Genomic DNA, 24,270 nt, shown 5'->3' on the forward strand with positions numbered 1-24,270 from the left:
ATACACATCTCAAGTTGCGGTCAAATGGCCGTAATTTGAGAAACATAGTAGGCTGATTGTAAAGAGAAATTTTCCGAGTGCCCTATTGATGCGCTTGAAATAATTCCAATAAAAAACAGTAAGATGCCGAGTTGTGTATAAGAGACAGCCTTGGGGAGAGGGCTAGGGTGAGTGGAGTTACGCCGGGCTAAAGCCTGCTCGATCTGAGCACGTTGCTTATTTGCTTATTCCAGCAGATCGCAATTTGGCGGTAAGCGGCACTCAATAGCATTAGGCAGTACCTCAATGCGGAAATTCCGGCCCTTCAGCGGTTCGCCATCCAGGTTAAAGGTAATTTCATGCGGTGCGGCGATCTCTAGCCATGGCAATGCGGCATCAACTACGTTGCTGTTTTCCTCACCGCTGAACAGGATATTGACCAGCGTAGGAATCAACTCTTCGGCGGTCAGTAGGCGTACCTGCAATAAACCATCGTTGATCAGTGCGCCAGGGCAAAGTTTCTGCCCACCCCCGGCCTGCCTGCCGTTACCGATACCGATCACCAGCGCTTCCCCACGCCAATGGAAATCTGGCCCGCGGATCTCGCAGCTGTCGGCTTTTAGCGCATCCAGGCGCAGCAGCCCGTGGATGAAATAAGAAACGCCTCCCAGCGCGGCCTTCAGCTTTTCCGGGGTTTCGGTGGTGATGCGGGTGCCAAACCCGCCGGTCGCCATATTGATGAAATAGCGCTCGTCATTGACCTTGGCCAGATCGATCGGCACCGCTCGGCCCTTGATGGCTAACTGCAAGGCCAAATCTGGCTGTAGGGGAATAGAGCAGGCGGTCGCAAAGTCGTTGGCGGTGCCCAGCGGCAGTATGCCTAGTATTGGGCGAAACTCTGCTGGGAGTTGTGCCAATGCAGCAGCAACCTCGTTGATAGTACCGTCGCCGCCACCGGCGATCACGGTTGCCACCCGCAGTTGGCTGGCCTCTTTGACGTAACGAGCGGCATCCCCCAGTTCCCAGGTGACGCGGACATGCAGGGTCAGGCCCTCATGGCGCAGCATGTTCACCGCAGCGCGAACTTCCTCGTTGCCTGAGCTTTTACCATTGATGATAAGTAGTGCTGGTGCATATTGGTGCATTCCTGATCCTTGTGGCGAAAAATGAATCGGCTGTCAAAGGGGGGCCAGGTGGGTTTCCCTGTAGCTAAACCCCTAACCCAAGTCGTTAACGATAAACCACAAGCCAGTGGCGGGCCATAAGAATATTCAGGTAATGCCGAGTTTGGCTGCTACAGGGTATTTATAGAGTCAATGCCCAATGGGGGTAATACCTTTCTCTCACGCGAGTTAAGCGTTGGTATTAACGACCTTATTAATCGCTATAGAATAATTTATATATTGCAGGGGAAATGATAAGCCGCTTGGCGTAATGCAAGAAATATCCTAAAAATGCCAATGAAATTTTCAGCTAATTGAAATTAAAGGGGATAAAAAAGAAAAGGCCAACCCAAGGGAGATTGGGCTGGCTAAGGAGGTGGTTCCTAGTATTGCTATGCAAATATTTTCGTTGTTAGTTTTAAGCAGCCTGATAATAACCAAGCCGCGAGCTCATTGATGTGATCTGATTCTAATATTTGCCAAAAATTGCCACCCAGGCGGGTGGCGATAAAAATCTTATCCGATCTGGCTGTTATCCTGCGGCAAATTGCGGATCAACAACGCATAATTGAGGTCGATATCCTCGGGGATCGGCAAATAAACGATATGACCATTGCCCGGGGCGACATCGATCGTCTCGCCCTTCTTGTTTTGCAGGCTTTCCAGGGTAAACAACACGTTACCCCCTGGTGTCATCATTTCTACGCTGTCACCGACCAGGAATTTATTTTTTACATCCACTTCTGCCCAACCGTTACGGCGCACTCCGGTAAATTCCCCGACAAACTGTTGCCGTTCGGAAATGGAGGAGCCGTAATCATAGTTCTGGTGGGCATCGTGCGTATGGCGGCGCAGGAAACCTTCGGTGTAGCCACGATGAGCCAGGCCTTCCAGCGTGGTTAGCAGGCTAGGATCGAAGGGTTTACCGGCTACGGCATCGTCGATGGCACGGCGATAAACCTGTGCGGTACGGGCGCAGTAATAAAACGACTTGGTACGGCCTTCAATTTTCAGCGAATGTACGCCCAACTGGGTGAGCCGCTCTACGTGCTGGATGGCTCGCAGATCTTTTGAGTTCATGATGTAGGTGCCGTGTTCGTCCTCAAACGCGCTCATGTACTCGCCGGGTTTCTGCGCTTCGGAAAGCATAAAGACTTTATCGGTTGGTGCGTCAATGCCCAGCGTTGGCTCGACGTTTTGTACCGCGATAGGCTCATGCATATGCACGATGCTGCCGGTATCGTCTTCCTTGCCTTCTTCTGCCTTGTACTGCCAGCGGCAGGCATTGGTGCAGGTGCCTTGGTTGGGATCGCGTTTGTTGATGTAACCGGAAAGCAGGCAGCGGCCAGAATAGGCCATGCACAGCGCGCCGTGAACGAAGATCTCCAGCTCCATCTCTGGCACCTGGCTACGGATTTCAGCCACTTCATCCAGCGACAGCTCGCGGGAAAGGATCACTCGCGTCAAGCCCATCTGCTGCCAGAACTTCACCGTTGCCCAGTTGACCGCGTTAGCTTGCACCGAGAGGTGAATGTCCATCTGCGGGAAGGCTTCGCGCACCATCATGATCAAACCGGGGTCGGACATGATCAGCGCGTCCGGGCCCATGTCGATCACCGGTTTCAGGTCACGCAGGAAGGTTTTCAGTTTGGCGTTGTGTGGCGCGATGTTAACCACCACGTAGAATCTTTTGCCTAGCGCATGGGCTTCGTTAATCCCAAGCTGTAGGTTCTCGTGGTTAAATTCGTTATTACGTACGCGCAGGCTGTAACGCGGCTGGCCAGCGTAAACCGCATCGGCCCCATAGGCAAAGGCGTAACGCATGTTTTTCAGCGTTCCCGCCGGGGAGAGGAGTTCTGGTGTAAACATAGTGATTCTCGGTCTGATTTCAGGTCAGCACCGCGCCACCCAATGGCGCAGTAAAAGCGGGGGATTGTAGCGGCAGCCCGCCAAGAAATCAGCAATTAACCGGAAATTTTCAAGGGAGATTGATCTTCATCATCAGAAAAGCCGCGCGGTAGCGGATACCGCGCAGGCCGGATGAAATTTATGCGCTTAAATCGCGCACGTCGGTGGTAGGGCCATTTTTTATCACTGACTGAACACCGTTTTTCGCTGCGCTATCCGAACTGTACATCTGGCTGGTGCCAATCACCTGATGGTTTTTGGCTTTCAGCACGAAATAGGGTTTGTTGTTGCCGCTGATTTTCACTTCAAACTGCGCCTCATGAGGTGAATTGGTTTGCACGGACGCAATCCCGTTTTCCGCCGAGGCTTTGCTGGCATACATCTCGCTGGAGAGAATGATCTCGCCATTGCTGGCCTTCAGGTTGAAGTGATACTGCCCGTTGCTCGATTTTGTCAGCTCATAATGTCCGCTTGCCATGATCCTGCTCCTGATTAGTGCCAATAAGTGAGATAAGTGTAGCTAATGTCTCAGCGAGCGTTTTATTTAACGGTGAAGTAATGCGTACCAGTGCACAGAAATGGGTGGCTTTTTGTGCTTTTGGCCAGGTTGGGCGGGGGGCAGTTGCCCTGGTTACATTGGCGATTGCGTGACGGTTCGCATCGTTGGCACAAAACGTTCGACGGCAGATGATTTTGCTACGTTGAGGGGATAGGGTGAGTGATATCCGCATTCCTTATGCGAACAAAAAACAGGCAGCTTGGCCTTGGCATTCACTCAAAATAGGCATATGCTTTGGCCTATGCCAGCGTGAGGAGGTGCAATATGGAAAGAGTTGCCAAGCTTTTTAAAAACGGTAGAAATCAGGCGGTGAGATTGCCAGTGGAATTCGAATTCGATGTCGATCAGGTTTATATTCGCCGGGATGAACAGGGCAACGTGATCTTGTCGAAGCATCCAATGAAATTGGACTCCTGGCAACCGCTGCTGACCATGCTGCAAAACGTGGCGGTTCCTGCTGACTTCCTGACTGCTGACGATCGCCAGCAAGGGGTCGCAGAGCGGGATCCGTTCAAGGAGGAACAGTAAGTCATGTATATGTTCGACACTAACACGGTGAGCCAGCTTTTTCGTCAACATCCCCGGCTGCTTGCTGCGATGGGGCGGGTGCCGCCATCGTCGGTGTGTATTTCCAGTATCACCTAGGCGGAGCTGCTTTATGGCGTAGCCAAGCGGCAGAATAAAGCGCTAAAACAGACGGTGATGATGTTCCTGGACGCCGTCACCGTTTACTCCTGGGACTCTGCGGCGGCACATTGCTATGGTGTCATGCGTGCAAGCATGGAAAAACAAGGCAAACCGATGGGGGCATTGGATCAGCTGATTGCCGCACATGCGGTAAGCCGTGGTGCAACCATAGTGACCAGCGATCGGGCTTTCACTATGGTCGCGGAGCTTGAGGTGGAAGACTGGACGCAGTAAGCGTCACAGCCCATTGAGCAGCCGACACTGTTCGGCTTCCCAGCGGTAGCCCACCCCATAGACCGAACGGATAAACGCCTTGTCACCGTCGATCAGCTCCAGCTTGCGGCGCAGGTTCTTGATATGGCTATCGATGGTACGATCGGTCACCACCCGGTAATCGTCGTAAAGATTGTTCAGCAGCTGTTCGCGTGAAAATACGTTGCCCGGCTGGCAGGCCAGGGTTTTCAGCAGGCGGAATTCCGCTGGCGTCAGATCCAGGATATGGCCCTGATAGCTGGCTTGAAAGCGCGGCTCATCAATATGTAGCAGAGACTCATCGTCGCTTTGTTCCAGGGGCCGATAGCAGCGGCGCAAAATGGTTTTCACTCTGGCAACCACTTCGCGTGGGCTATAAGGTTTGCAGATGTAGTCATCCGCCCCGATCTCCAGCCCCAGCAGGCGGTCGATCTCCTCGATTTTTGCGGTCACCATGATAACGGGGATATCGGTAAAGCGGCGTAGTTCACGGCAAATGGTTAAGCCATCGCAGCCTGGCAGCATCAAATCCAACAAAATAAGCGCCGGTGGATGCTCATGCACCGCCGGGATCACTTCGCTGCCGTTATTCAGCCAGTGGGTGGTGTAGCCAGCAGCCTGCAGATAATCTACCAACAGCTGACCCAGCTTGGGTTCATCTTCCACAATCATGATCTGTAGTGGCTGATTTTGGTTTTCCATCAAACAACCTTGTTATTCACCAGAGATGGGGAAATCTACTGTAATGCGCACGCCGCCGAAAGGCGAGTGTTGTGCGCTGATCTCGCCGCCGTGTGCCTCCACAATGTTCTGACAGATGGAGAGCCCCAGCCCCGACCCCCCGCTGGCGCGGTTACGCGATCCTTCGGTGCGATAAAAGCGTTCGAAGATCAGAGCCAGCTGTTCGTCGTTCACGCCTGGGGCACTGTCCTGCCAGTAAATCCGCACCGTTCCCGGCAGGCGTTCGATACCGATCTCCAACCGGCCACCGGCATCGGTATAACGCTGGCTGTTTTCCAACAGGTTGTTGAATAACTGGAGCAGTCGGTCAGGATCGCCAAACAGTGGCATCTGTTCCGGCAGATAGGTGACGATTTCCACCTGTTTGGCATGAAAACGTTCATGGAAGGCCGCCACGGCGATCTGCACCAGATGCACGCAATCTACCGGTAGTTTACGGTAGGCGAGGGCGCCGAGATCGGAAAGTGACAGTTGGTGCAGATCGTCCACCAATTTGGTGAGGGTTGAGACTTCCGCCTGTAGCGAACTGAGCGAAGCCGGTGTGGGTTGGCGAACGCCGTCTTGCAGTGCCTCCAACTCGCCACGCAGTACCGCCAGTGGGGTACGCAGCTCGTGGGAAACATCCGCCATTAGTGCCCGCCGCATCTGCTCGTTCTTTTCCAGCGAGGTGGCAAGCTGGTTGAAATCCTGCGCCAGTCGCCCCAGCTCATCTTGGCTGCTGACCGCTACCCGAGCGCTGAAATCCCCCGCCGCCAGCCGATGGGTGCCGCCTACCAGACGTTTAACCGGTGCCAGCAGGCCGCGCGACATCAGCCAGGTTACTGCCGCTGCCAACAAGGTGGATAACCCAACGATCATCCAGCTGGTGCGCCGCTGCTGGCGATCGAAGTTGATGTCCGCGTTGCGCGTCAGTTTTTCCGGCGGGGTCGCCACCACCCAACCGACGATCTGATTGTTGTAATGAATGGGGTGTCGGGTGCTTTCTTTAGGGATCGGGCCGGAATGACCGACCAGCCGGTTATACTGGTTGTCCACCACCCAGAATTGGGTGCGCCAACCCTTGGGGGGCAGATTGTGGCTGCTGTCGCTGTTCTGTTCAAACGAGCGCATGATCTGATACACCACCCGATCATTGTTACGCAGAAACTTCCAGTTACCGTGGCGACGATACTGATCTTCCAACGCGTCGCCGAGCATGCTGATGCGTTGCTCATTGCTGTGCTTGATGTAATCGATAAAACCCCGTTCAAAGCTGATGCGTACGCCCCAGTGCATGGTGATCAACACCAACATGCAGGTGGCGAAGATCGCCATAAACAGCTTGCCGGTAATGCCAATTCTCATAGTGTCCTCGTGGAGCCGGTGCCCGGCTCTTTGGTCAACGTGCGGTTGGGGGCGATGTCGGCCAGTACGCGGGAGGCCACCAGCTTACTTAAGCTTTCTGAACGGGCGAACCAAGCAGAAGCCGAAAGCCACGATCCACAGCTGCCATTGCACCGAGGTGGACCCTGGCGGGGCGCTGGGTTTGATGTTCATCTCATAGGCCCTTTTCTCCCGCGTTGTCGCCGTTCAGTGAGGCAGCGGCGTCAATTTTTTACCGCGACGGAACTTCATCTGTAAGCGATCAAAGTACAGATATATCACCGGCGTGGTATACAACGTCAACAATTGGCTCATCAGCAGCCCCCCGGCAATGGTGATCCCCAACGGCTGTCGCAGCTCTGCTCCGTCGCCGCTGGTCAGAACCAGCGGTAAAGCGCCAAATAAGGCCGCTAACGTCGTCATCATGATGGGGCGAAAACGCAGCAGGCAGGCCTGGAAAATCGCCTCGCGGGCGCTGATCCCGCCGTTGCGTTGCGCATCCAGGGCAAAGTCGACCATCATGATGGCGTTCTTTTTGACGATACCAATCAACAGCATAATCCCGATTAGCGCAATCAGGCTAAACGGTGCGTCAAACAGTTCCAGCGCCAGCAACGCCCCGACCCCGGCAGAAGGCAGCGTGGACAGGATGGTCAGCGGGTGGATATAGCTCTCATACAGAATACCCAGCACGATATACACCGTGGCGATGGCCGCCGCAATCAGGAACAGCTGTGATTTCAGCGTTTCCTGGAACACCTGCGCGGTACCTGCAAACGAACCTCGCACTGTGGAGGGAACCCCCAACTGCGTCATGGTACGTTCTACGGCCGCTGTTGCCTCAGACAGGCTGCCACCGTCCGGCAGGTTGAACGATATAGTGGAGGCTGCCGACAGTCCCTGATGGTTCACCGCCAGCGGTGCGTTGGCTGGCCTCCATTCAGCAAAGTAAGACAGTGGGATCGCCTGGCCGCTGCTGTTGATCACAAACATTTTGTCCAGCGAGCTAACGTCCTGGGTATAGGGCGGAGCCACCTCCATCACCACTTTGTATTGGTTGAGTGGCTGATAGATGGTAGAAATCTGGCGCTGTCCAAAGGCGTTATTGAGCAGGTTGTTGGCGTCGTTGACCGAAATGCCCAGCCGCGACATGGTTTCGCGATCGTAGGTCAGATCCATTTCAGAGCCTTTGTCCTGCTGATCGGAGTTGACGTCCGCCAGCTCTGGCAACGCCGCCAGTGCGGTGCGGATCTTCGGCTCCCATTCACGCAGTGCGCCAAGATCGTCGGCCAACAGCGTGTATTGATAGCTGGCGTTGGCCTGCCGCCCACCGACGCGGATATCCTGCACCGCCATCAAGAACAGGCTGGCCCCCGGTTCTTTCGCCAGTTTGGCACGCAGGCGGGCGATCACCTTCTGGGCATCATCGGTGCGTTCCGAAAGTGGCTTGAGGGAGATAAACATTGAGCCGCTGTTGGTGCGTGAACCGCCGGTGAAACCGGTGACGTTATCCACGTCCTTGTCTTCCCGCACGATCTTCATAAAGTCTTGCAGTTTGCCGCGCATCGCCTGAAACGAAATGCTCTGGTCGGCTTGGATAAAGCCCATCAGGCGGCCGGTATCCTGCTCGGGGAAGAAGGTTTTTGGAATACTGATGTACAGCCAGACGTTGAGAGCAATCGTGGCCAGGAACACTGCCAACACCCAGCGGGAATGGCCCAACACCCAGTTGAGTGAGCGACCATAGCCCTGCTGTAAACCCAGCAACATGCGGCCAAAACCCCGAATACGCCGCTGTTCGCGCGGTGGCTGGTAGTGCAGCAGATAGGCGCACATCATCGGCGTCAGCGTCAGCGAAATCAGCAATGAAAGCCCGATCGAGACCGAAAGCGTCACGGCAAACTCGCGGAACAGTCTGCCCGGCAAACCGGCCATAAACAGCAAGGGGATAAACACTGCCACCAGCGACACGCTCATGGAAAGCACGGTGAAGCCGACTTCACGCACCCCTTGCAGGGCGGCTTTGATCGGTTTCATCCCAGCCTCGACGTGGCGTGAAATATTTTCCAGCACCACGATGGCGTCATCTACCACAAAACCGGTGGCGATGGTGAGTGCCATCAGCGACAGGTTGTTCAGGCTGAAGCCGCATAGGTACATGGCGGCAAAGGAACCGATCAGGGAAACCGGTACGGCTACTGCGGGGATCAGTGCTGCGCGGCCAGAGCGCAGGAAGATGAAAACTACCAGGATCACCAGCCCGATGGCGATCGCCAGGGATTGCTCCACTTCGGCCAGCGAGGCACGGATCGTCGGTGAGCGATCCTGGGCAATACTCAGTTCGATCGAGGCGGGGATGTTCTCCCGCAATGCAGGCAACTCGGCGCGAATACGATCCACGGTTTGAATGATATTGGCACCGGGGGCGCGGCTGATGGTTAGAATGATGGCCGGTTTGGCGTTGGTCATCCCAGAATTGCGTACATCCTGCACCGAATCGATAACGTTGGCCACGTCGCTCAGCCGTACCGCCGCGCCGTCGTTATAGTGAATAACCAATGGCTGGTAGGCCGCCGCGGTTTTCAATTCGTCGTTGGCCTGGATTTGCCAGCGTTGCTGTGGATCATCCACTGCGCCTTGTGGGCGACGCACGTTAGCGTTGGCAATGGTTTGCCTTACCGCATCCAGTGAAATCCCCTGGTTGAATAAGGCACCGGGATTAAGTTCCACGCGTACAGCAGGTAGGGAACTGCCGCCGACCGAGACATCGCCTACGCCTTCCGTCTGGGCAATCTTTTGCGCCAACTGCGTGGAAGCGAAGTCATACAGCTGACCTTGGTTGTAGGTATCCGAAGTCAGCGTCAGGATCATGATTGGTGCGTCGGATGGGTTGATCTTGCGATAGGTGGGGCGGCTTGGCATCCCGGTAGGCAACAGGCTTTGGGCGGCGTTAATCGCTGCCTGTACGTCACGCGCAGCCCCGTTGATATCGCGATTGAGATCGAACTGTAGGATCACCCTGGTGCTGCCAAGTGAACTCGTCGAGGTCATTTCATTAACCCCGGCGATCCGGCCTAAGGCCCGCTCCAGCGGTGTCGCCACCGAGGAGGCCATGGTTTCCGGATCGGCACCAGGCAACGAAGCGCTCACCAGAATGACGGGGAAATCCACCTGCGGCAGCGGCGATACCGGCAGCCGCAGAAAGCCAATCATCCCGGCGATGGCGATCGCCAGCGTCAACAGCGTCGTGGCGACCGGCCGATAGATAAACAGGGCGAAGAATTTCACGGCAGCTCCTGCGGTTCTGGCTGGCGGTGGGTATTGCGCGCCAATTTATCAAACAGCAGGTAAATCACCGGCGTGGTGAACAGCGTCAGGATCTGGCTCATCACCAGGCCACCGACCATACAGACGCCCAGCGGGCGGCGCAGTTCGGCCCCGACACCGGTACTCAGCATCAGCGGCAATGCCCCCAGCAGCGCGGCCAGCGTAGTCATCAGGATCGGGCGAAAACGCAGCAGGCAGGCTTGATAGATGGCGTCGTACGGCGTCATCCCTTGCTCACGCTCGGCGGCCAGCGCAAAGTCGATCATCATGATGGCGTTCTTTTTCACGATACCGATCAGCAAGATGATACCGATAATGGCGATTACATCCAGCTCATGTCCAGAGAGCATCAGCGCCAGCAGGGCTCCGACACCGGCGGTGGGCAGGGTAGAAAGAATGGTCACCGGGTGGATAAAGCTTTCATACAGCACGCCCAGCACGATATACATCGCTACCACTGCCGCCAGGATCAACCACAGCGTACTGCCAAGTGCAGCCTGGAACGCCAGCGTGGCCCCTTGGAACTGGGTGGTGATGTCTTTGGGCATATTGAGGTCTTTCTCAGCCTGAGTGATCGCCTCTACCGCTTCCCCGAGCGAGTAATTACCGGCCACGTTAAACGACACGGTAGCTGACGGGAACTGATCGAGATGGTTGATCGACAGCGGGCCGAAACGCTCTTCTATTTTGGCGATGGTGCTTAATGGCACGATGGTGCCGTTGCTGCTGGTCAGGCGGATATCGTTTAACGCGAAAAGCCCTGGAGTGGTGGAGACATCATGCTCCAGCACTACCCGATATTGGTTGGCCTGGGTGTAAATGGTCGAGATCAGACGCTGACCGAAGGCGTTATACAGGGCGCTATCGACATCGCTCATGGTGATGCCAAGGCGCGAGGCCGAGTCTCGATCCACATTCACATAGGCCACCAGCCCCTGATCCTGCCAGTTGCTGGTCACTTCGGCCAGTTGCGGCGCCTGCTGCAATTCGGCCATCAACTTCGGCACCCACAGGCTGAGTTCATCCAGTGACATTGCCTGGAGGGTGAACTGGTACTGCGTGCGGCTCACCTGGGTGTCGATGGTCAGATCCTGCACCGGTTGCAGATACAGCTTCAAGCCGGGGAACTGCGCCGTCTGTTGCTGTAGGCGGGTAATGATCGCTGGGATGCGATCGCTACGTTCGCTCAGCGGTTTCAGGTTGATCTGCAAACGGCCGCTGTTGAGCGTGGCGTTACTGCCATCCACACCGACAAAGGACGTCAGGCTCTCAACCGCCGGATCCTTGAGGATTTCGGCCGCAACCTGCTGTTGGCGCTCGGCCATGTTACTGAATGAAACGCTCTGTGGGGCTTGAAGCGTGCCCTGAATAATGCCGTTATCCTGCACCGGGAAGAAGCCTTTCGGCATCAGCAGATACAGCAACACGGTCAGCGCCATAGTGCCGAAGACGACGCCTAACGTCAGCCACTGATGGTTCAGCACTACTTTCAACCAGACGCCGTATTGGGCGATCACCCGGTCAAAGAAACGCTCGGACGCGCGGGAGAAACGGTTTTGCTTACGCAGCGACTCGTGGCTAAGCATTCGGGCGCACATCATCGGCGTCAGCGTCAGCGACACCAACGCGGAAATCAGGATAGCCACTGCCAGCGTCACCGCAAACTCACGGAACAGGCGGCCAACGATATCGCCCATAAACAGCAGCGGGATCAGCACGGCTACCAGCGAGAAGGTCAGCGAGATAATGGTAAAGCCGATCTCTCCGGCCCCTTTCAGCGCCGCGTCGAGCGGTTTTTCACCTTTTTCGATATAGCGCGAGATATTCTCGATCACCACGATGGCGTCATCCACCACAAAGCCGGTGGCGATGGTCAGCGCCATCAGCGTCAGGTTGTTGATGGAGAAGTCGAGGAAATACATGATGGCAAAGGTGCCTACCAGGGAAAGCGGCACCGCCACGCTCGGAATAATGGTGGCGGGCACGTTACGCAGGAAGACGTAGATCACCATGATGACCAGGGCGATCGCCAGCAACAGCTCAAACTGTACGTCGCTGACCGAGGCCCGGATGGTGGTGGTGCGGTCGGTCAACACCTTCACATCTACCGACTTTGGCAGGCTCTTGATCAGCTCCGGCAGCATCTCGCGGATGCTGTCGGCGGTAGTGATGACGTTGGCACCCGGCTGGCGCTGAATATTCAACACGATGGCCTGATCTTTATTGGCCCAGGCCGCCAGGCGGTTGTTCTCCGCACCTTGTTCAATGGTGGCAATATCTTGCAGGCGGATGGCCGCGCCGTTCTGATAGGCAATAATCAGCTGACGGTAATCCTCAGCGGTTTTCATCTGATCGTTGGCAGAGAGCGTGACCGACCGCGTCGGGCCATCCAGGCTGCCTTTGGCCGAGTTGACGTTGGCGTTACTGATGGCGGTGCGAATGGTTTCGCTATCCAGCCCATAGGCGGCCACCGCCGTGGCATTGAGCTTCACCCGCACGGCCGGACGCTGGCCGCCAGAAATGGTGACCAGACCGACCCCGGTAACCTGCGAAATCTTTTGCGCCACCCGGGTTTCCACCATGTCTTCTACCTGGGTCATCGGCATGGCGGTTGAGGTGACGGCCAGCGTCAGGATAGGTGGATCGGCCGGGTTAACCTTGCTGTAAATCGGTGGGTAGGGCAGATCGCTGGGCAGCAGGTTGGTGGCAGCGTTGATGGCCGCCTGCACTTCCTGCTCGGCAACGTCCAGCGGCAGTTCAAGCTGGAATTGCAGGGTGATCACCGATGCGCCACCGGAGCTCTGCGAGGCCATCTGTTTGAGGCCGGACATCTGGCCGAACTGGCGCTCCAACGGCGCGGTGATCGCCGAGGTGACCACATCCGGGCTGGCGCCAGGATAGAGCGTGACGATCTGGATGGTTGGGTAATCCACTTCCGGCAGGGCGGAAACTGGCAGTGAACGATAGCCAATGATCCCGGCCAGCATGATAGCCAGCATAAACAGCGTGGTGGCTACCGGGCGAAGAATAAACAGGCGGGAAGGCCCACCGCCGCTATGGGGGGACATCGACTGCATCAGGAATTCCCCTGAGGTTTAGCGCGGTGTTTCGGTTGTTCTGCATTCGGGGTGGCCGCCGTGTTATGAGGCGCCACCACTTCAACCTGCATGCCTTCGGTCAGGCGGTCGATGCCGTCGGTAACGACGCGGTCGCCCGCATTGACACCGGCGCTAATGACCACTTGCTGGCTATCCTGAATACCGGCGCTAACCCGATGTTTGCTGACCTTATTGTCTGCGCTCAGCAACCAGACGAAATTGCCTTCGTTGCCCATTTGCAGCGCGGCGGTAGGGATCACCACTGCATTTTGCAGGGTGGCGACCTTCAGCCGGGCGTTAACGAACTGGTTCGGGAACAGCGCATCTTCCTGATTATCGAAACGCGCCTTCAGTTTGATGGTGCCCGTAGCGGTATCGATCTGGTTATCCAGGCTCAATAACTCACCAGTGGTTAACAACTGCTGGTTGGTGCGGTCCCAAGCTTCGACGCTCACGGGGCCAGCTTTCTGCGCTTTGACCAGATCGGCGATATTGCTCTCCGGCAGGGTGAAGACCACATCGATCGGATGCGTTTGGGTGATCACCACGATGCCGGTAGTGCTGCCGCTGGCGATGTAATTGCCCACGTCAACCAGCTTAAGGCCCACGCGCCCATCAATCGGTGCGGTGATTTTGCTGTAGGTTATTTGCAGTTTGGCGCTGTCTACAGCCCCTTGGTCGGCCTTGATCGCCCCTTCGGTCTGGCGAACCAGCGACTCTTGAGTATCCAGTTCCTGGCGCGATACCAGATTGGTTTTCGCCAACTGTTGGTAACGGGCGAGGTCACGTTTGGCATTGGCCAACGTCGCCTGATCTTTGGCTAACTGCCCCAGAGCCTGAGTTAATTGCACTTCGTAAGGGCGTGGGTCGATCTCAACCAGCAGCTCTCCCGCCTTGACCTGTTGGCCTTCGGTAAAGTGGATCGCCATCAGTTGGCCATCGACGCGGCTAGTGACGGTCACGGTGTTGGCCGCGGTGGCGGTGCCCAATCCCGAGAGGAAACGCGGCACGCTCTGCACTGTGGCGGTGGCGGCCTGTACCGGAGACATCGGTACCCCTCGTCTACCAGCAGCTCTGCCTGCGGCTCCTGCTGGGCTTGAACCTGCCTGGTGCGCCCCCGGTGCTGCATCGGTAGCCTGTGGCACACTAAAGTGACGCCAGATCAGAATGGCGGCAAGCACCGCGATAACGAGGGCTAACAGGCGTAGGAACCGAGAGCGGCGTTTTGGTTTTGTATTCATGGCGTTGGACATTCTCTCCAGAGACAGTCGTGCGGGCAATCAATTGCCAAAAGTGATACTCCTTACAGGATACTAGTTTAGCGAGCTGTCACGGCGTAAAAATGAAGGAAATATGGAGGAAACGTCAGGTTTGTCGGCAGAGAATGTATTTTTAACCAAAACAACGCTTAGCTAGACATTTTCTGACATATAACCGATTCGTTTTAGCGTTACAGCCGCTTTCGCGCTAATAATTGAGAGCGAATTTTTTCTTTTCCCTCAGGAGCCACATCATGAGTAAGAAACCGTTGGGTCGTTCAGGCATTCAGATCCCACAACTGACCTTTGGCGGCAACGTGTTTGGTTGGACGGTTGACGCTGCCACGTCTTTCAGCCTGTTGGATGCGCTGGTAGCCAATCAGTTGAATTTTATCGATACCGCCGATGTCTATTCGAGCTGGGCGCCGGGCAATCAAGGCGGTGAATCAGAAACAGTGATTGGTAACTGGCTGAAGAAAAGCGGCAAGCGTGGCCAGGTGATCATCGCAACCAAGGTGGGAAAACCGATGGGCGAGGGCAAACAAGGCTTGTCGCCACGCTATATTCGTCAGGCAGTAGAGGATTCGTTGCGCCGTCTGCAAACCGATTATATCGATCTTTATCAGTCCCATGATGACGACCAGGATACCCCGCTGGCGGAAACCCTGGCGGCGTTTGATGAACTGATCAAGGCCGGGAAAGTGCGTGCCATAGGCGCTTCAAACTATCAGGCAGATCGGCTGGTGGAAGCGTTGAAAGTCAGCGAGCAAAACGGGCTGGCGCGTTATGAAACCCTGCAACCGGAATACAATCTGTATGCCCGTGAAGGTTATGAGCAGGCGCTGGAAGCGGTGGCGCAGCAACAGGGGTTAGGGGTGATCAACTTCTTCTCACTGGCCAGTGGTTTCCTCACCGGCAAATACCGTAGCGCACAGGATGTGGGCAAGAGCCAGCGCGGGGATACCGTCGTATCGCGTTATCTGAATCCGCGCGGTTTCCGCATTCTGGCGGCGCTCGATCTGCTGGCAGAGAAGCACCAGACCACGCCCGCACAGATTTCGTTGGCCTGGCTGATTGCTCGCCCAAGCATCACCGCACCCATCGTCAGCGCCACCTCGTTAACCCAGTTGGATGAGTTGGTGAGTGCCACACACCTGCAATTGGCTGTTGAGGATATCAAAACGTTAGATGAGGTTAGTGCCTGGTAAGTTGGGGGGAGGGGATATTAACTATTATTCAATAAGTTATAATTAAACTTCATTTTTTGGCGACAGCTTGCGATACAACACATGTTTGCGTAGCGGATGGCCCGGCGGTAAACGGGGATGCTCGAAGGTTTCACCGCTGAAGGTCATCCCAATGCGCTCCATTACCCGGCGGGAAGGGAGATTAATTTCAGCGGTAAAGGACACCACCTCTGGCAGTTGTAGCGTATTGAAAGCCACGTCCAGCGCGCAACGTGCCGCTTCGCTGGCATAGCCTTGGCCCCAATGTTCTTTTGCCAATCGCCAGCCTATTTCCACGCAGGGCGAGCAGGGCAGATCGTCACCCGGAATGGCCAACCCGACAAAGCCGATAAAGGCAGTTTGATGCTTCACCTCAACGGCCCACAGCCCCCAACCGTGCTGTTGCATAAATTGGCGGATGCGATTGGCCTGGGCGTCGCTTTCAGCGCGGCTTAGCGCTGCCGGGAAGTATTTCATGACCTCTGGGTCGCCATTCAGCGCGGCAAAGGTGGGCAGATCGCTATTTTGCCATCTGCGCAGCAGCAATCTGGGTGTTTCACAACTGATGATAGCCATAATGCTCCATTGCCAGGGGCGTTAACCGCCCCTCTGTTAATCAACGAAACAGCGTCTGCGCCCAGCGTGCCAACCCGGCGGTGACCGAGCCAAAATCGTTGCCCCCGACGATCGGGATCCCCGGCAACTGCTGTTGCAGCGCGGTTCGCAGCAGCGGTGAGCGTGCGCTACCACCGGTAAGGTAAATGACCTGCGGCGTGCTTTGGCTGGTGGCCAGGGCAGCGCTAACCTGCTCCTGGATGCGTAGCAGAGGTTGTGCAATGGCCTCGGCCAGCTGCTCCTGGCTGATCGTCTCTGCCAGCTCCGGCTGCACAAAGTCCAGTTGAGCGCGGATGCTTGCCTGACCAGATAGCGCGATTTTACTCTCTTCCGCCGCACGTACCAGCCGATAGCTCAGGCGCTGCTGGTGTACTTTCAGCAGGCGTTTCACTTTCTCGGGTTCGGCAGCATCGCGGATCAGATCGCGTAGCATACGGCCATTGGCCGTGCTGTAAAAATCGATTTGGGCCGGAACATCGTTGGTTGCTACCGCGTTCCAATAAGGCAATGCAGGCATGGCTATGCCTTTCTCGGTTTCACCGCCCATACCGAACAGCGGCATCAACTGTTTGAACGCCAGCATGATATCCAGATCGTTACCGCCCACGCGGCAACCGCTGTGCCCCAACAGGCTCTGTTGGCGATCGGCACGATCGCGCCATTGTGGCCCCATCAGCAGCACCGAGCAGTCGGTGGTTCCACCGCCGATATCGACTACCAGCACGGTTTTCTCTTCGTTCAGCGTCGCTTCAAAGTCCAGCCCGGCGGCAACCGGCTCGAACTGGAATTCAATCTCTTTGAAACCGGCCCGTTGCGCAGCTCGGTGCAGAATCCCCTGCGCTTGCTGGTTAGCTTCTTCACCGCCGGTGCCCTGGAAGTTGATCGGACGGCCAATGACGGCCTCATCGATGCTGGTTTGTAACACACCTTCCGCCTGGCGCTTGATGTGGAACATCATGGCGCACACCAGATCTTCAAATAGCGCAATCTGTTGCGGCTTCAGGCCGTTAGCCCCAAGGAAGGATTTAGGCGAACGGACAAAATACACTTCTTCCGGATCTTCGATGTAGTGGGCCAGCGCCTGCAGGCCGAACAGCACGCTGTCGCCGTTGACCGGAATATCTTCTTCGCGGTTGAAGGTGATGGCGCGGCGCAGCAGTTGCTGGTTTTCCTCGCTGCCGGTTGGCACCTGCCAGTGGCGATGCAGGCACTCACTCACCGCCTCACGCGTCGGTGCGCACAGCATCGAAGGGAGATAGGGTTCGTTGTTTTCCAACGTCAGTAATTCAGGGCCCTGATCGCGCATAACGGCGACAGAACAGTTGGCAGTGCCATAATCGAAGCCAATAAACATTTTTTGTTCCCCATGCCGATGAAGGGGGGCGACTTTACCCGAGACTGTCTTGCCGAGCAACGAGTGGGCCGCTAACTGGCGAAAAATTTAGCGGCAATCGCGTCGGCATGGTTAACTTGATTGCAGTAATGTCAAACAGGTTAATGTCCGATTCCCGCACGTCAGCAACAGGTCCGAACGCCATAATGAACAAAAAACTGACTCCGAGCGATGCCATGAAGAATCAACAACAGGCGCTGTATAGCGCGCTGAGTGCGCGTGACCGTAAGTTTGACGGGCGATTTTTTGTCGGTGTCTCCTCCACCGGTATCTATTGCAGGCCGGTATGTAGCGCCCGCACGCCGAAAATCGAAAATTGTACGTTTTACCCCAGCGCCGCCGCCGCCGAACTGGCTGGTTTTCGCCCCTGCCTGAAATGTCGTCCCGAATTGGCTCCAGGGCTGGCGCTGATCGATCTGGGCAATCGCTATGCTCAGGTGGCGGTTCAGTTGATCGAGCAAGGTTATCTTTCAGAGCACAGCTGTGAACAGCTGGCTACTCGCCTGGGGATTTCTGATCGCCATCTGCGGCGCATTTTTGCCGAGCAGTTCGGCGCTTCCCCCATTGATTACGCCCAGTCGCACCGTCTGTTGCAGGCTAAACGGCTGCTGGCGGATACCGATTTGCCCCTGAGCGAAGTGGCGTTTGCCGCCGGGTTTGGCAGCCTGCGGCGTTTCAATGAGCTGTTTAAAGCCCGTTATCGCCTGATCCCTTCGGTATTGCGCAGCACTGCTGGCCGCAGTGAGCGTGCCGCCACCAGTGGGCTGGTATTTCATCTGGGGTATCGGCCACCTTACGATTGGGTACGTATGTTGGGGTTCTTACAGGTGCGTGCGGTCAGCGGTGTGGAAAGCGTTGCCGGTCAACAATACTGCCGTTCGATCGCGGTGGATCAGGGCGGCGTCGAATATTGCGGTTGGGTGAGCGTCCAGCCGGAAGAGGCGCGTAACCGGGTGCGAGTGGAAATAGCGCCATCGCTCAGCCGAGTGACGACCGAAGTCCTGCGGCGCATTCGCCAACTGTTCGATCTGGACGCCGCGCCGGACCGCATTTGCGAGGCGTTAGGCGCGCTAGCGGCGGATGCGCCCGGTTTACGTTTGCCAGGCTGCGTCAGCAGCTTTGAGCAGGCTACGCGTGCGGTTTTGGGGCAGTTGGTCAGCGTCAAGATGGCGGCTACCTTTGCCGGACGGATGGCAGAACGCTGGGGAACGGCGCTGGAGCAACCGTATGGTGATATCACTCATGTTTTTCCGCAGGCGGCGCGGATCGCCCAGCTGCAACCGGAAGAGCTACGTCCATTGGGCGTACAACTGAAGCGTGCGGCGGCGCTGATTGAAATTGCACGCAGGGTGATAGAAGGGCGTTTGCAGTTGGATAACGTGCTGGATATCGAACAGGGTATCAAGGAGTTAACTGCACTACCGGGGATAGGCAGTTGGACCGCCAGCTATATCGCAATGCGGGCCTGGTCATGGCCGGATGTTTTTCTGGCGGGGGACTATCTGATCAAACAGCGTTTCCCTGGCATGACGCCGCGCCAGATTGAGCGCTATGCCGAACGCTGGCGGCCTTGGCGCTCCTACGCCACCTTGCATCTGTGGCATAATGATCGTTGGGCACCTTCAGTGAATACCGAAGTAGCCGCCGCTGAGTAAATCGCTCAGCGGTAGCTCCAGCGCAACGGTGTCACCATCTACCAGATCGACCCCGATGGCAGTCAGCGCACTTAGCGTAACCTGTTGATGTGCTGGCCCGGCCAGAGTTTGGGTATTAATACGATGGGCGGCACCATGGATCATCGAAACCATCAGTTCATCCATTTGGTTGCGGTGGACGTCGGTGATAAAATGCTCGTCGATGCGGATGTAATCGATACTCTGGCCATTTAACTGATCGAAGGCATTCAGGTTGCGGCCAAAACCATTGACGATCAGCTTGCAGCCCATCTGCTGCAAACGGCGGATAAAGGTGCCGCCGTCCTCTGGGTGATCGAGCACGATGGTCTCGTCCACCATCAGATACAGGGTACTGGCTGGCAGCACGGAAGCCGCCAGTAACTCCAGCAAATAATTTTGAAAATCGAGATCTAGCACGCTGTCTGTGGCCAATGGCAGCGCAATGACCAGCCCCTTGCGGCGTAGAGCTTCGGCGTGTTTTTCCAGTACCTGGCTTACCAACCAGCGATCGATATCCGGCAGCAGGCCGTAGAGTTGGGCGGCAGCGAGGAAGGATTCAGAGGCCAGCAGGCGATCATCGGGTGGGTTAACGTGCAGCTTTAACTGATAGAAACAGACCGCCTGCGGCGTTTTAGGCGGCGAGGCTGCCCTGACGCGTAACAGCAATTGCTGATTATCGATAATATTCAGCACTTCCTGGCGCGTTAGTAACTCATGTCTGCGCTCCATCTGCTGTTTTTGCCGGGCTTCATAAATATAAACCTGGCCGCGGCCGTGGTGCTTGGCGGTATAACAGGCGATATCGGCCTGTGCCAATAGCTCGCTGCTCTTGCCGCTGGTGGCACTGATTGGTGTAATACCGGCGCTGGCGCCAACATGATAAATCTTGCCTGCCCAGCAGAATGAGTATTCGCCGATCTGCTCGATCATCTGTTGCATCAGCAGCTTGGCCTGCTCCAACGAACAGTCGAACAGGATCAGACCAAATTCGTCGCCACCTAGCCGTGCCAGGCAGTCGCTGTTACGCAGCTGGCGTTGCATCAACTGGCCAATCTCTCTGAGCAAGGCATCGCCTGCCGCGTGTCCGGCGCTATCGTTAACCGCCTTGAACCTGTCGAGATCGAGGAACACCAGCGAGTGCTGTTGCTGGTTTTCGGCCGCGCTGGCAATGGCACCTTTCAGCCGCTTTTCGAAGCTGGTACGGTTTTTCAGGTCGGTCAGCGCATCGTGTGAGGCGTTGTAGCTGAGCTTTTTCATCAGTTCCCGCGAGGCGCTGACGTCCTGCAACACCATCACCGCCCCCATCACCTCGCCCTCGATGGTTTTCAGTGGCGATACCGATTCCTGTACGTCGAAGCTGCGGCCGTCGCGACTATGCAGTACCAGCGCGTATTCTGCTGGCAAGGGGGGGCCCTCTTGCAGACAGTTTTGCACCGGATTTTCTATCTCTGGGCCATCCTGGCCGTTGGTCATCCGCACCACGCCGTTAATCGGCATACCGAGCGCCATCTCCAGCGGCCAACCGCACATCTGTTCTGCTACCGGGTTCATAAAGGTGATGCGCATGTCGCGGTCGGTGGAGATCACTCCTTCGCCAATGGCGTCCAGTGTAATGTGTAGGCGTTCCTTCTCTTCATGCAGTGCTTCGGCCAGCGATTTGATTTCGGTCATGTCGATATTGGTACCGATCATCCGCCTCGGTACACCGTTCTCATCGAGGATGGTATTACCCTGGCTGCGAATATGGCGAACGCCCCCTAACCGGGTTTTGATGCGGAACTCCATCACAAACGGCTGGTGCCGGTTTGTGAGTGTCGCCATTTGCCGCTCGATGCGTTCGCGATCTTCTTCCAACAGCAAAGAGCTCCACAGTGCCAGGGTGGGGGTTTGATCCGGCGTCAGTTCATACAGCTCAAACATCCGCTTGTCCCAGGTGAGTTTATCCCCGTTCAGCCTCCATTCCCACACGCCGATCCCGCCGGCCTGATTGGCTAGCGTAATGCGTTCCATCAGGCTGCGGTTCTCAGCCTCGGTACGTTTTAGTTCATTGATATCTTCTACTTGAGAAATAAAGTACAGCGGTTGGCCCTGCGGATCGCGCACCAGGGATACCGCCAGCAGTGTCCAGACGCTCGCACCATCGCTGCGGATATAGCGTTTTTCCATGGTGTAGCTGCTGATGTGGCCATCAAGCAGGTCTTGTAACTGTGTCAGGTCGGCATTTAAATCATCAGGATGGGTGATCTCTTGAAACGTCAGGCGGCGTAGGGTTTCTGGGGGATAACGCAGCAGTTTGCACAGCGCCTGATTGACCTGTAACCATTTCCCTTCTGGTGACACCAGCGCCATGCCGATGGCCGAATACTCCAACGCATTACGAAAACGTGCTTCGCTTTCTACGATATGCTCTTTTTCCACCCGGAAAGCGTGCATCACCATCGCCATGGCGTGGGCCGGGATCAGGATCAACATCAGCGGCAGGTAGATTTCCACATCGCTTAAAAACTGCCTGCGATCCTGAAAATGCAGCAGCTCGAGCGAAATCATCACCGTAATCATCAGGGTAATGGTAAAACAGAGGATAAAGGCTTCGAGCCGTGGCAGACCGATCGCAGCCCACAGTAACGGCAGGATCACGAAGGTAAAGGGGAAGGGCAGATGGGTTAGTGCCAGATAGTTGAAGGCGAGGGTTGCCATCATTGCTAACAGCAGTTCGAACAGATTCAAGGTGGCTAACATCGAACGGCGATAAACCAGACCTATCGGGGTCAAGGCCAGCACGCCGATCGCTTCGGAAATAAACCAGGTGCTGAACGGCCGCCAGAATGCTTGCCCAGCCTCGGAGACCAGCGAGGCCGCCAGCAATGCGCTGAACATCGGTGTGAATATCACCGCGCAGACGAAAAATTTTACCCAACTGGCCAAACCGTTTAGCGGATCGTTCGGCTGTAATATCCGGCGTAACAATAAAGTACAGACGCCGGCTTCAAGTAGGTTAATCAGCGTCAGTTTGACGGGAAACCAACTGGGGCCGAACAGGACAAAACTGGCGGAGCAGATGGCGACGCCATTGAGCAGCAACGGTAGCGTCCAACTGCGCGGTGGCTGGTGGTACAACAGCATGACGATTGCCGCCGTTGGGAACCACAGCGGGGTAAAGTGGCTGGATTCTGCAGACAGCGTCAGGCACAGGTAGGCCAGCAGAAACACAATCAGTGCGCTCAGCAACGAGTAGGTGAACAAGGTACCCTTAGCTTTGAGTGGGTGCTGCGCTGCGCTGAGATCCATCGGTAACCTTCGCTGTGTGCTATCGACCACGAAAACCTGCCGCCATTTTACTCACTAGAGGGTAGTACAACGGATGAGTAATACCTACCCAAGTATATACTTGTCTGGTTACAAGCCACAGTGTTGCGCATAACTTGGCTCCTCCGTTAGTCCCTCACCCTCACCCTAGCCCTCTTCCACAGGAACAGGGAACCACGATTTATTCTGGTCCACTGAGCGGTGACACTGACTAAAGCAGGAACACGGTCGCCAGCCCCAGAAAGATAAAGAAGCCGCCAGTATCGGTCAGGGCGGTGATCAGTACGCTGGAGCCTACGGCAGGATCGCGGCCTAGTTTGAGCATGGTCATCGGTATGATCACCCCCATGAGCGCCGCGACCAGCAGGTTGAGCATCATGGCTAGCGTCATTACGCCCCCCATTGCCAGATCGCCATACAGCAGATAGGTGACCAGCCCCATGATGCCGCCCCAGACTACCCCGTTGATGATGGCTACGCCCAGCTCTCTGAACAACAGGCGCGAAATATTCCCCTCTTCGATCTGATGCAGCGCCAGCGCCCGCACGATCATGGTAATAGTCTGGTTGCCGGTATTGCCTCCGATACCGGCAACGATGGGCATCAAGGCGGCCAGCGCCACCAACTGCGAAATGGTGTGTTCAAACAGGCCAATGACCCTGGAGGCGATAAAGGCGGTACACAGGTTGATCGCCAGCCAGGCCCAACGGGTTTTCACCGCCTTGCTGACCGGGGCAAACACGTCTTCTTCCGGGCTTAACCCGCCCATGCGTCGCAGGGTGGTATCGCTCTCTTCGTTAACTACGTCAACGATTTCTTCGATGGTTAACCGGCCCATCAGTTTGCCCTTGGCATCAATAACCGGGGCGCTGATCAGGTCATAACGTTCAAACGCGCTGGCCGCAGCTTCGGCTTTGTCTTCTGGCTGGAAGGTGGTGGGATCGCTGTCCATCACCTTAAACACCGGGGTTTGTGGATCGTTAAGCAGGATCGCGGTTAGCGGCAGTTCGCCTAGCAGGGTATTTTTGCGGTCGGTGACGAACAGTTTATCGGTGGCGTCCGGGATGGTCTTGCGTTGACGCAGGAAGCGATGTACGGCCCCCAAAGAGACATCCGGGCGTACCGAGACCAGTTCGAAGTCCATCATCCAGCCGACGGTATCCTTGCCGTAATGAACCATCTCGCGCACCTGCTCACGCCGCTCTGGCTCCAGTGAGGTCAGCAGGCGGCCCATCAGGTTACGTGGCAGGTATTGCGCCAGATAGGCTTGCTCATCGACATCCAGGGTTTTGATCGCCTTGAGCAGGTCTTTATCGCTCATCTCTTCGATCAGGCTATCCCAGACGGGTTCGGCCACTTCCACCAAGGTTTGGCCACGTTTGTTGTTATCCACCAGCCGCCACAGCGCCAGACGTTCATCTTGCGGCAACGCCTCCAGCAGGTCCGCCAGATCAGCGGCGTGCATATCTTGCAGCAGGTGGGTGATTTCGGCGGTATGATTAAGCAGTTCGCCTTCGCTGAGCTGTTTTTCATCCCCTGTGCGGCCAAGAATGCCGTCAACCAAAGGGGTGTTATTTAACAGCAGGCTCAGAATACGCTGACGATACTCAGCGACTTTTTTGACGTTATGTGTTGCGGCGGACATGGAGTTCCTTAACGCTGACTTGGCACACCGGGTTCCTTTTAGACTATCTTTAAAAGATAGAGCATAGCGGCGGC

At 56.1% G+C, this 24,270-nt stretch carries 15 protein-coding genes and 1 pseudogene; 4 read left to right on the forward strand and 12 right to left on the reverse strand.

Features of this window, described 5'->3' with window-relative positions; genetic code table 11:
* Window positions 1-224: 224 nt before the first annotated feature.
* The 3 genes from yegS to KAJ71_RS13470 form a co-directional block, all read right to left on the reverse strand.
* A complete protein-coding gene (gene yegS / locus KAJ71_RS13460) occupies window positions 225-1,124 on the reverse strand; it encodes a lipid kinase YegS (protein ID WP_248946206.1) in 900 nt (299 codons plus the stop codon).
* 534 nt (window positions 1,125-1,658) lie between these two features.
* Entirely contained in the window at window positions 1,659-3,011 is a 1,353-nt protein-coding gene (gene trhP / locus KAJ71_RS13465) for a prephenate-dependent tRNA uridine(34) hydroxylase TrhP (RefSeq protein ID WP_248946207.1), read from the reverse strand.
* A 178-nt stretch (window positions 3,012-3,189) separates the two neighbouring features.
* Complete coding sequence (locus KAJ71_RS13470) at window positions 3,190-3,528, reverse strand: YegP family protein (RefSeq protein WP_248946208.1); 339 nt, start codon at window positions 3,526-3,528, stop codon at window positions 3,190-3,192.
* Window positions 3,529-3,873: 345 nt separating this feature from the next.
* On the opposite strand from KAJ71_RS13470, the gene KAJ71_RS13475 reads away from it, so the two are divergent.
* Together KAJ71_RS13475 and KAJ71_RS13480 are read left to right on the forward strand one after the other, a co-directional pair.
* Window positions 3,874-4,137, forward strand: a complete 264-nt coding sequence (locus tag KAJ71_RS13475; protein WP_021178792.1) for an antitoxin — start codon at window positions 3,874-3,876, stop codon at window positions 4,135-4,137.
* 3 nt (window positions 4,138-4,140) lie between these two features.
* A pseudogene (locus KAJ71_RS13480) lies at window positions 4,141-4,530 on the forward strand (type II toxin-antitoxin system VapC family toxin).
* A 3-nt stretch (window positions 4,531-4,533) separates the two neighbouring features.
* On the opposite strand, the gene baeR reads toward KAJ71_RS13480, so the two are convergent.
* From baeR to KAJ71_RS13505, 5 genes are all read right to left on the reverse strand, one after another.
* Window positions 4,534-5,250 (reverse strand): envelope stress response regulator BaeR, encoded by a 717-nt coding sequence (gene baeR / locus KAJ71_RS13485; RefSeq protein WP_248946209.1) that lies wholly within the window; start codon window positions 5,248-5,250, stop codon window positions 4,534-4,536.
* 12 nt (window positions 5,251-5,262) lie between these two features.
* Window positions 5,263-6,633 (reverse strand): envelope stress sensor histidine kinase BaeS, encoded by a 1,371-nt coding sequence (gene baeS / locus KAJ71_RS13490; protein ID WP_248946210.1) that lies wholly within the window; start codon window positions 6,631-6,633, stop codon window positions 5,263-5,265.
* A 225-nt stretch (window positions 6,634-6,858) separates the two neighbouring features.
* Complete coding sequence (gene mdtC, locus KAJ71_RS13495; RefSeq protein ID WP_248946211.1) at window positions 6,859-9,939, reverse strand: multidrug efflux RND transporter permease subunit MdtC; 3,081 nt, start codon at window positions 9,937-9,939, stop codon at window positions 6,859-6,861.
* Window positions 9,936-13,055: an MdtB/MuxB family multidrug efflux RND transporter permease subunit gene (locus KAJ71_RS13500; RefSeq protein WP_248946212.1), complete on the reverse strand. Its 3,120-nt coding sequence runs from the start codon at window positions 13,053-13,055 to the stop codon at window positions 9,936-9,938. The genes mdtC and KAJ71_RS13500 overlap by 4 nt, the downstream gene beginning before the upstream one ends.
* Window positions 13,055-14,317, reverse strand: coding sequence for an MdtA/MuxA family multidrug efflux RND transporter periplasmic adaptor subunit (locus KAJ71_RS13505; RefSeq protein WP_248946213.1), 1,263 nt, complete (start codon window positions 14,315-14,317; stop codon window positions 13,055-13,057). Before KAJ71_RS13505 ends, KAJ71_RS13500 begins: the two co-directional genes overlap by 1 nt.
* A 272-nt stretch (window positions 14,318-14,589) precedes the next feature.
* On the opposite strand from KAJ71_RS13505, the gene KAJ71_RS13510 reads away from it, so the two are divergent.
* Window positions 14,590-15,543 carry an aldo/keto reductase gene (locus KAJ71_RS13510; protein ID WP_248946214.1) on the forward strand — a complete coding sequence of 318 codons (954 nt, stop codon included), beginning with the start codon at window positions 14,590-14,592 and terminating at the stop codon, window positions 15,541-15,543.
* Between the two features lie 42 nt (window positions 15,544-15,585).
* Here KAJ71_RS13510 and KAJ71_RS13515 read toward each other — a convergent pair whose 3' ends face one another.
* Together KAJ71_RS13515 and yegD are read right to left on the reverse strand one after the other, a co-directional pair.
* Window positions 15,586-16,137: a GNAT family N-acetyltransferase gene (locus tag KAJ71_RS13515; protein WP_283106763.1), complete on the reverse strand. Its 552-nt coding sequence runs from the start codon at window positions 16,135-16,137 to the stop codon at window positions 15,586-15,588.
* 40 nt (window positions 16,138-16,177) lie between these two features.
* Window positions 16,178-17,530: a molecular chaperone gene (gene yegD, locus KAJ71_RS13520; RefSeq protein WP_248946215.1), complete on the reverse strand. Its 1,353-nt coding sequence runs from the start codon at window positions 17,528-17,530 to the stop codon at window positions 16,178-16,180.
* Window positions 17,531-17,715: 185 nt separating this feature from the next.
* On the opposite strand from yegD, the gene alkA reads away from it, so the two are divergent.
* The gene (alkA, locus tag KAJ71_RS13525) at window positions 17,716-19,224 is read left to right on the forward strand and encodes a DNA-3-methyladenine glycosylase 2 (RefSeq protein WP_248946216.1); all 1,509 of its coding nucleotides are present in this window, start codon (window positions 17,716-17,718) and stop codon (window positions 19,222-19,224) included.
* Here the strand turns inward: alkA and KAJ71_RS13530 are convergent.
* On the reverse strand, window positions 19,192-22,533 hold the full coding sequence (locus KAJ71_RS13530; RefSeq protein WP_248946217.1) for a diguanylate cyclase: 3,342 nt from the start codon (window positions 22,531-22,533) through the stop codon (window positions 19,192-19,194). The two genes, alkA and KAJ71_RS13530, sit on opposite strands and share 33 nt — an antisense overlap.
* A 229-nt stretch (window positions 22,534-22,762) precedes the next feature.
* Window positions 22,763-24,196: a magnesium transporter gene (gene mgtE, locus KAJ71_RS13535; RefSeq protein WP_248946218.1), complete on the reverse strand. Its 1,434-nt coding sequence runs from the start codon at window positions 24,194-24,196 to the stop codon at window positions 22,763-22,765.
* Between the last annotated feature and the right edge of the window lie 74 nt (window positions 24,197-24,270).

Origin of the sequence: Serratia silvae (assembly GCF_023282985.1) — a bacterium.
Lineage (GTDB): Bacteria > Pseudomonadota > Gammaproteobacteria > Enterobacterales > Enterobacteriaceae > Chania > Chania silvae.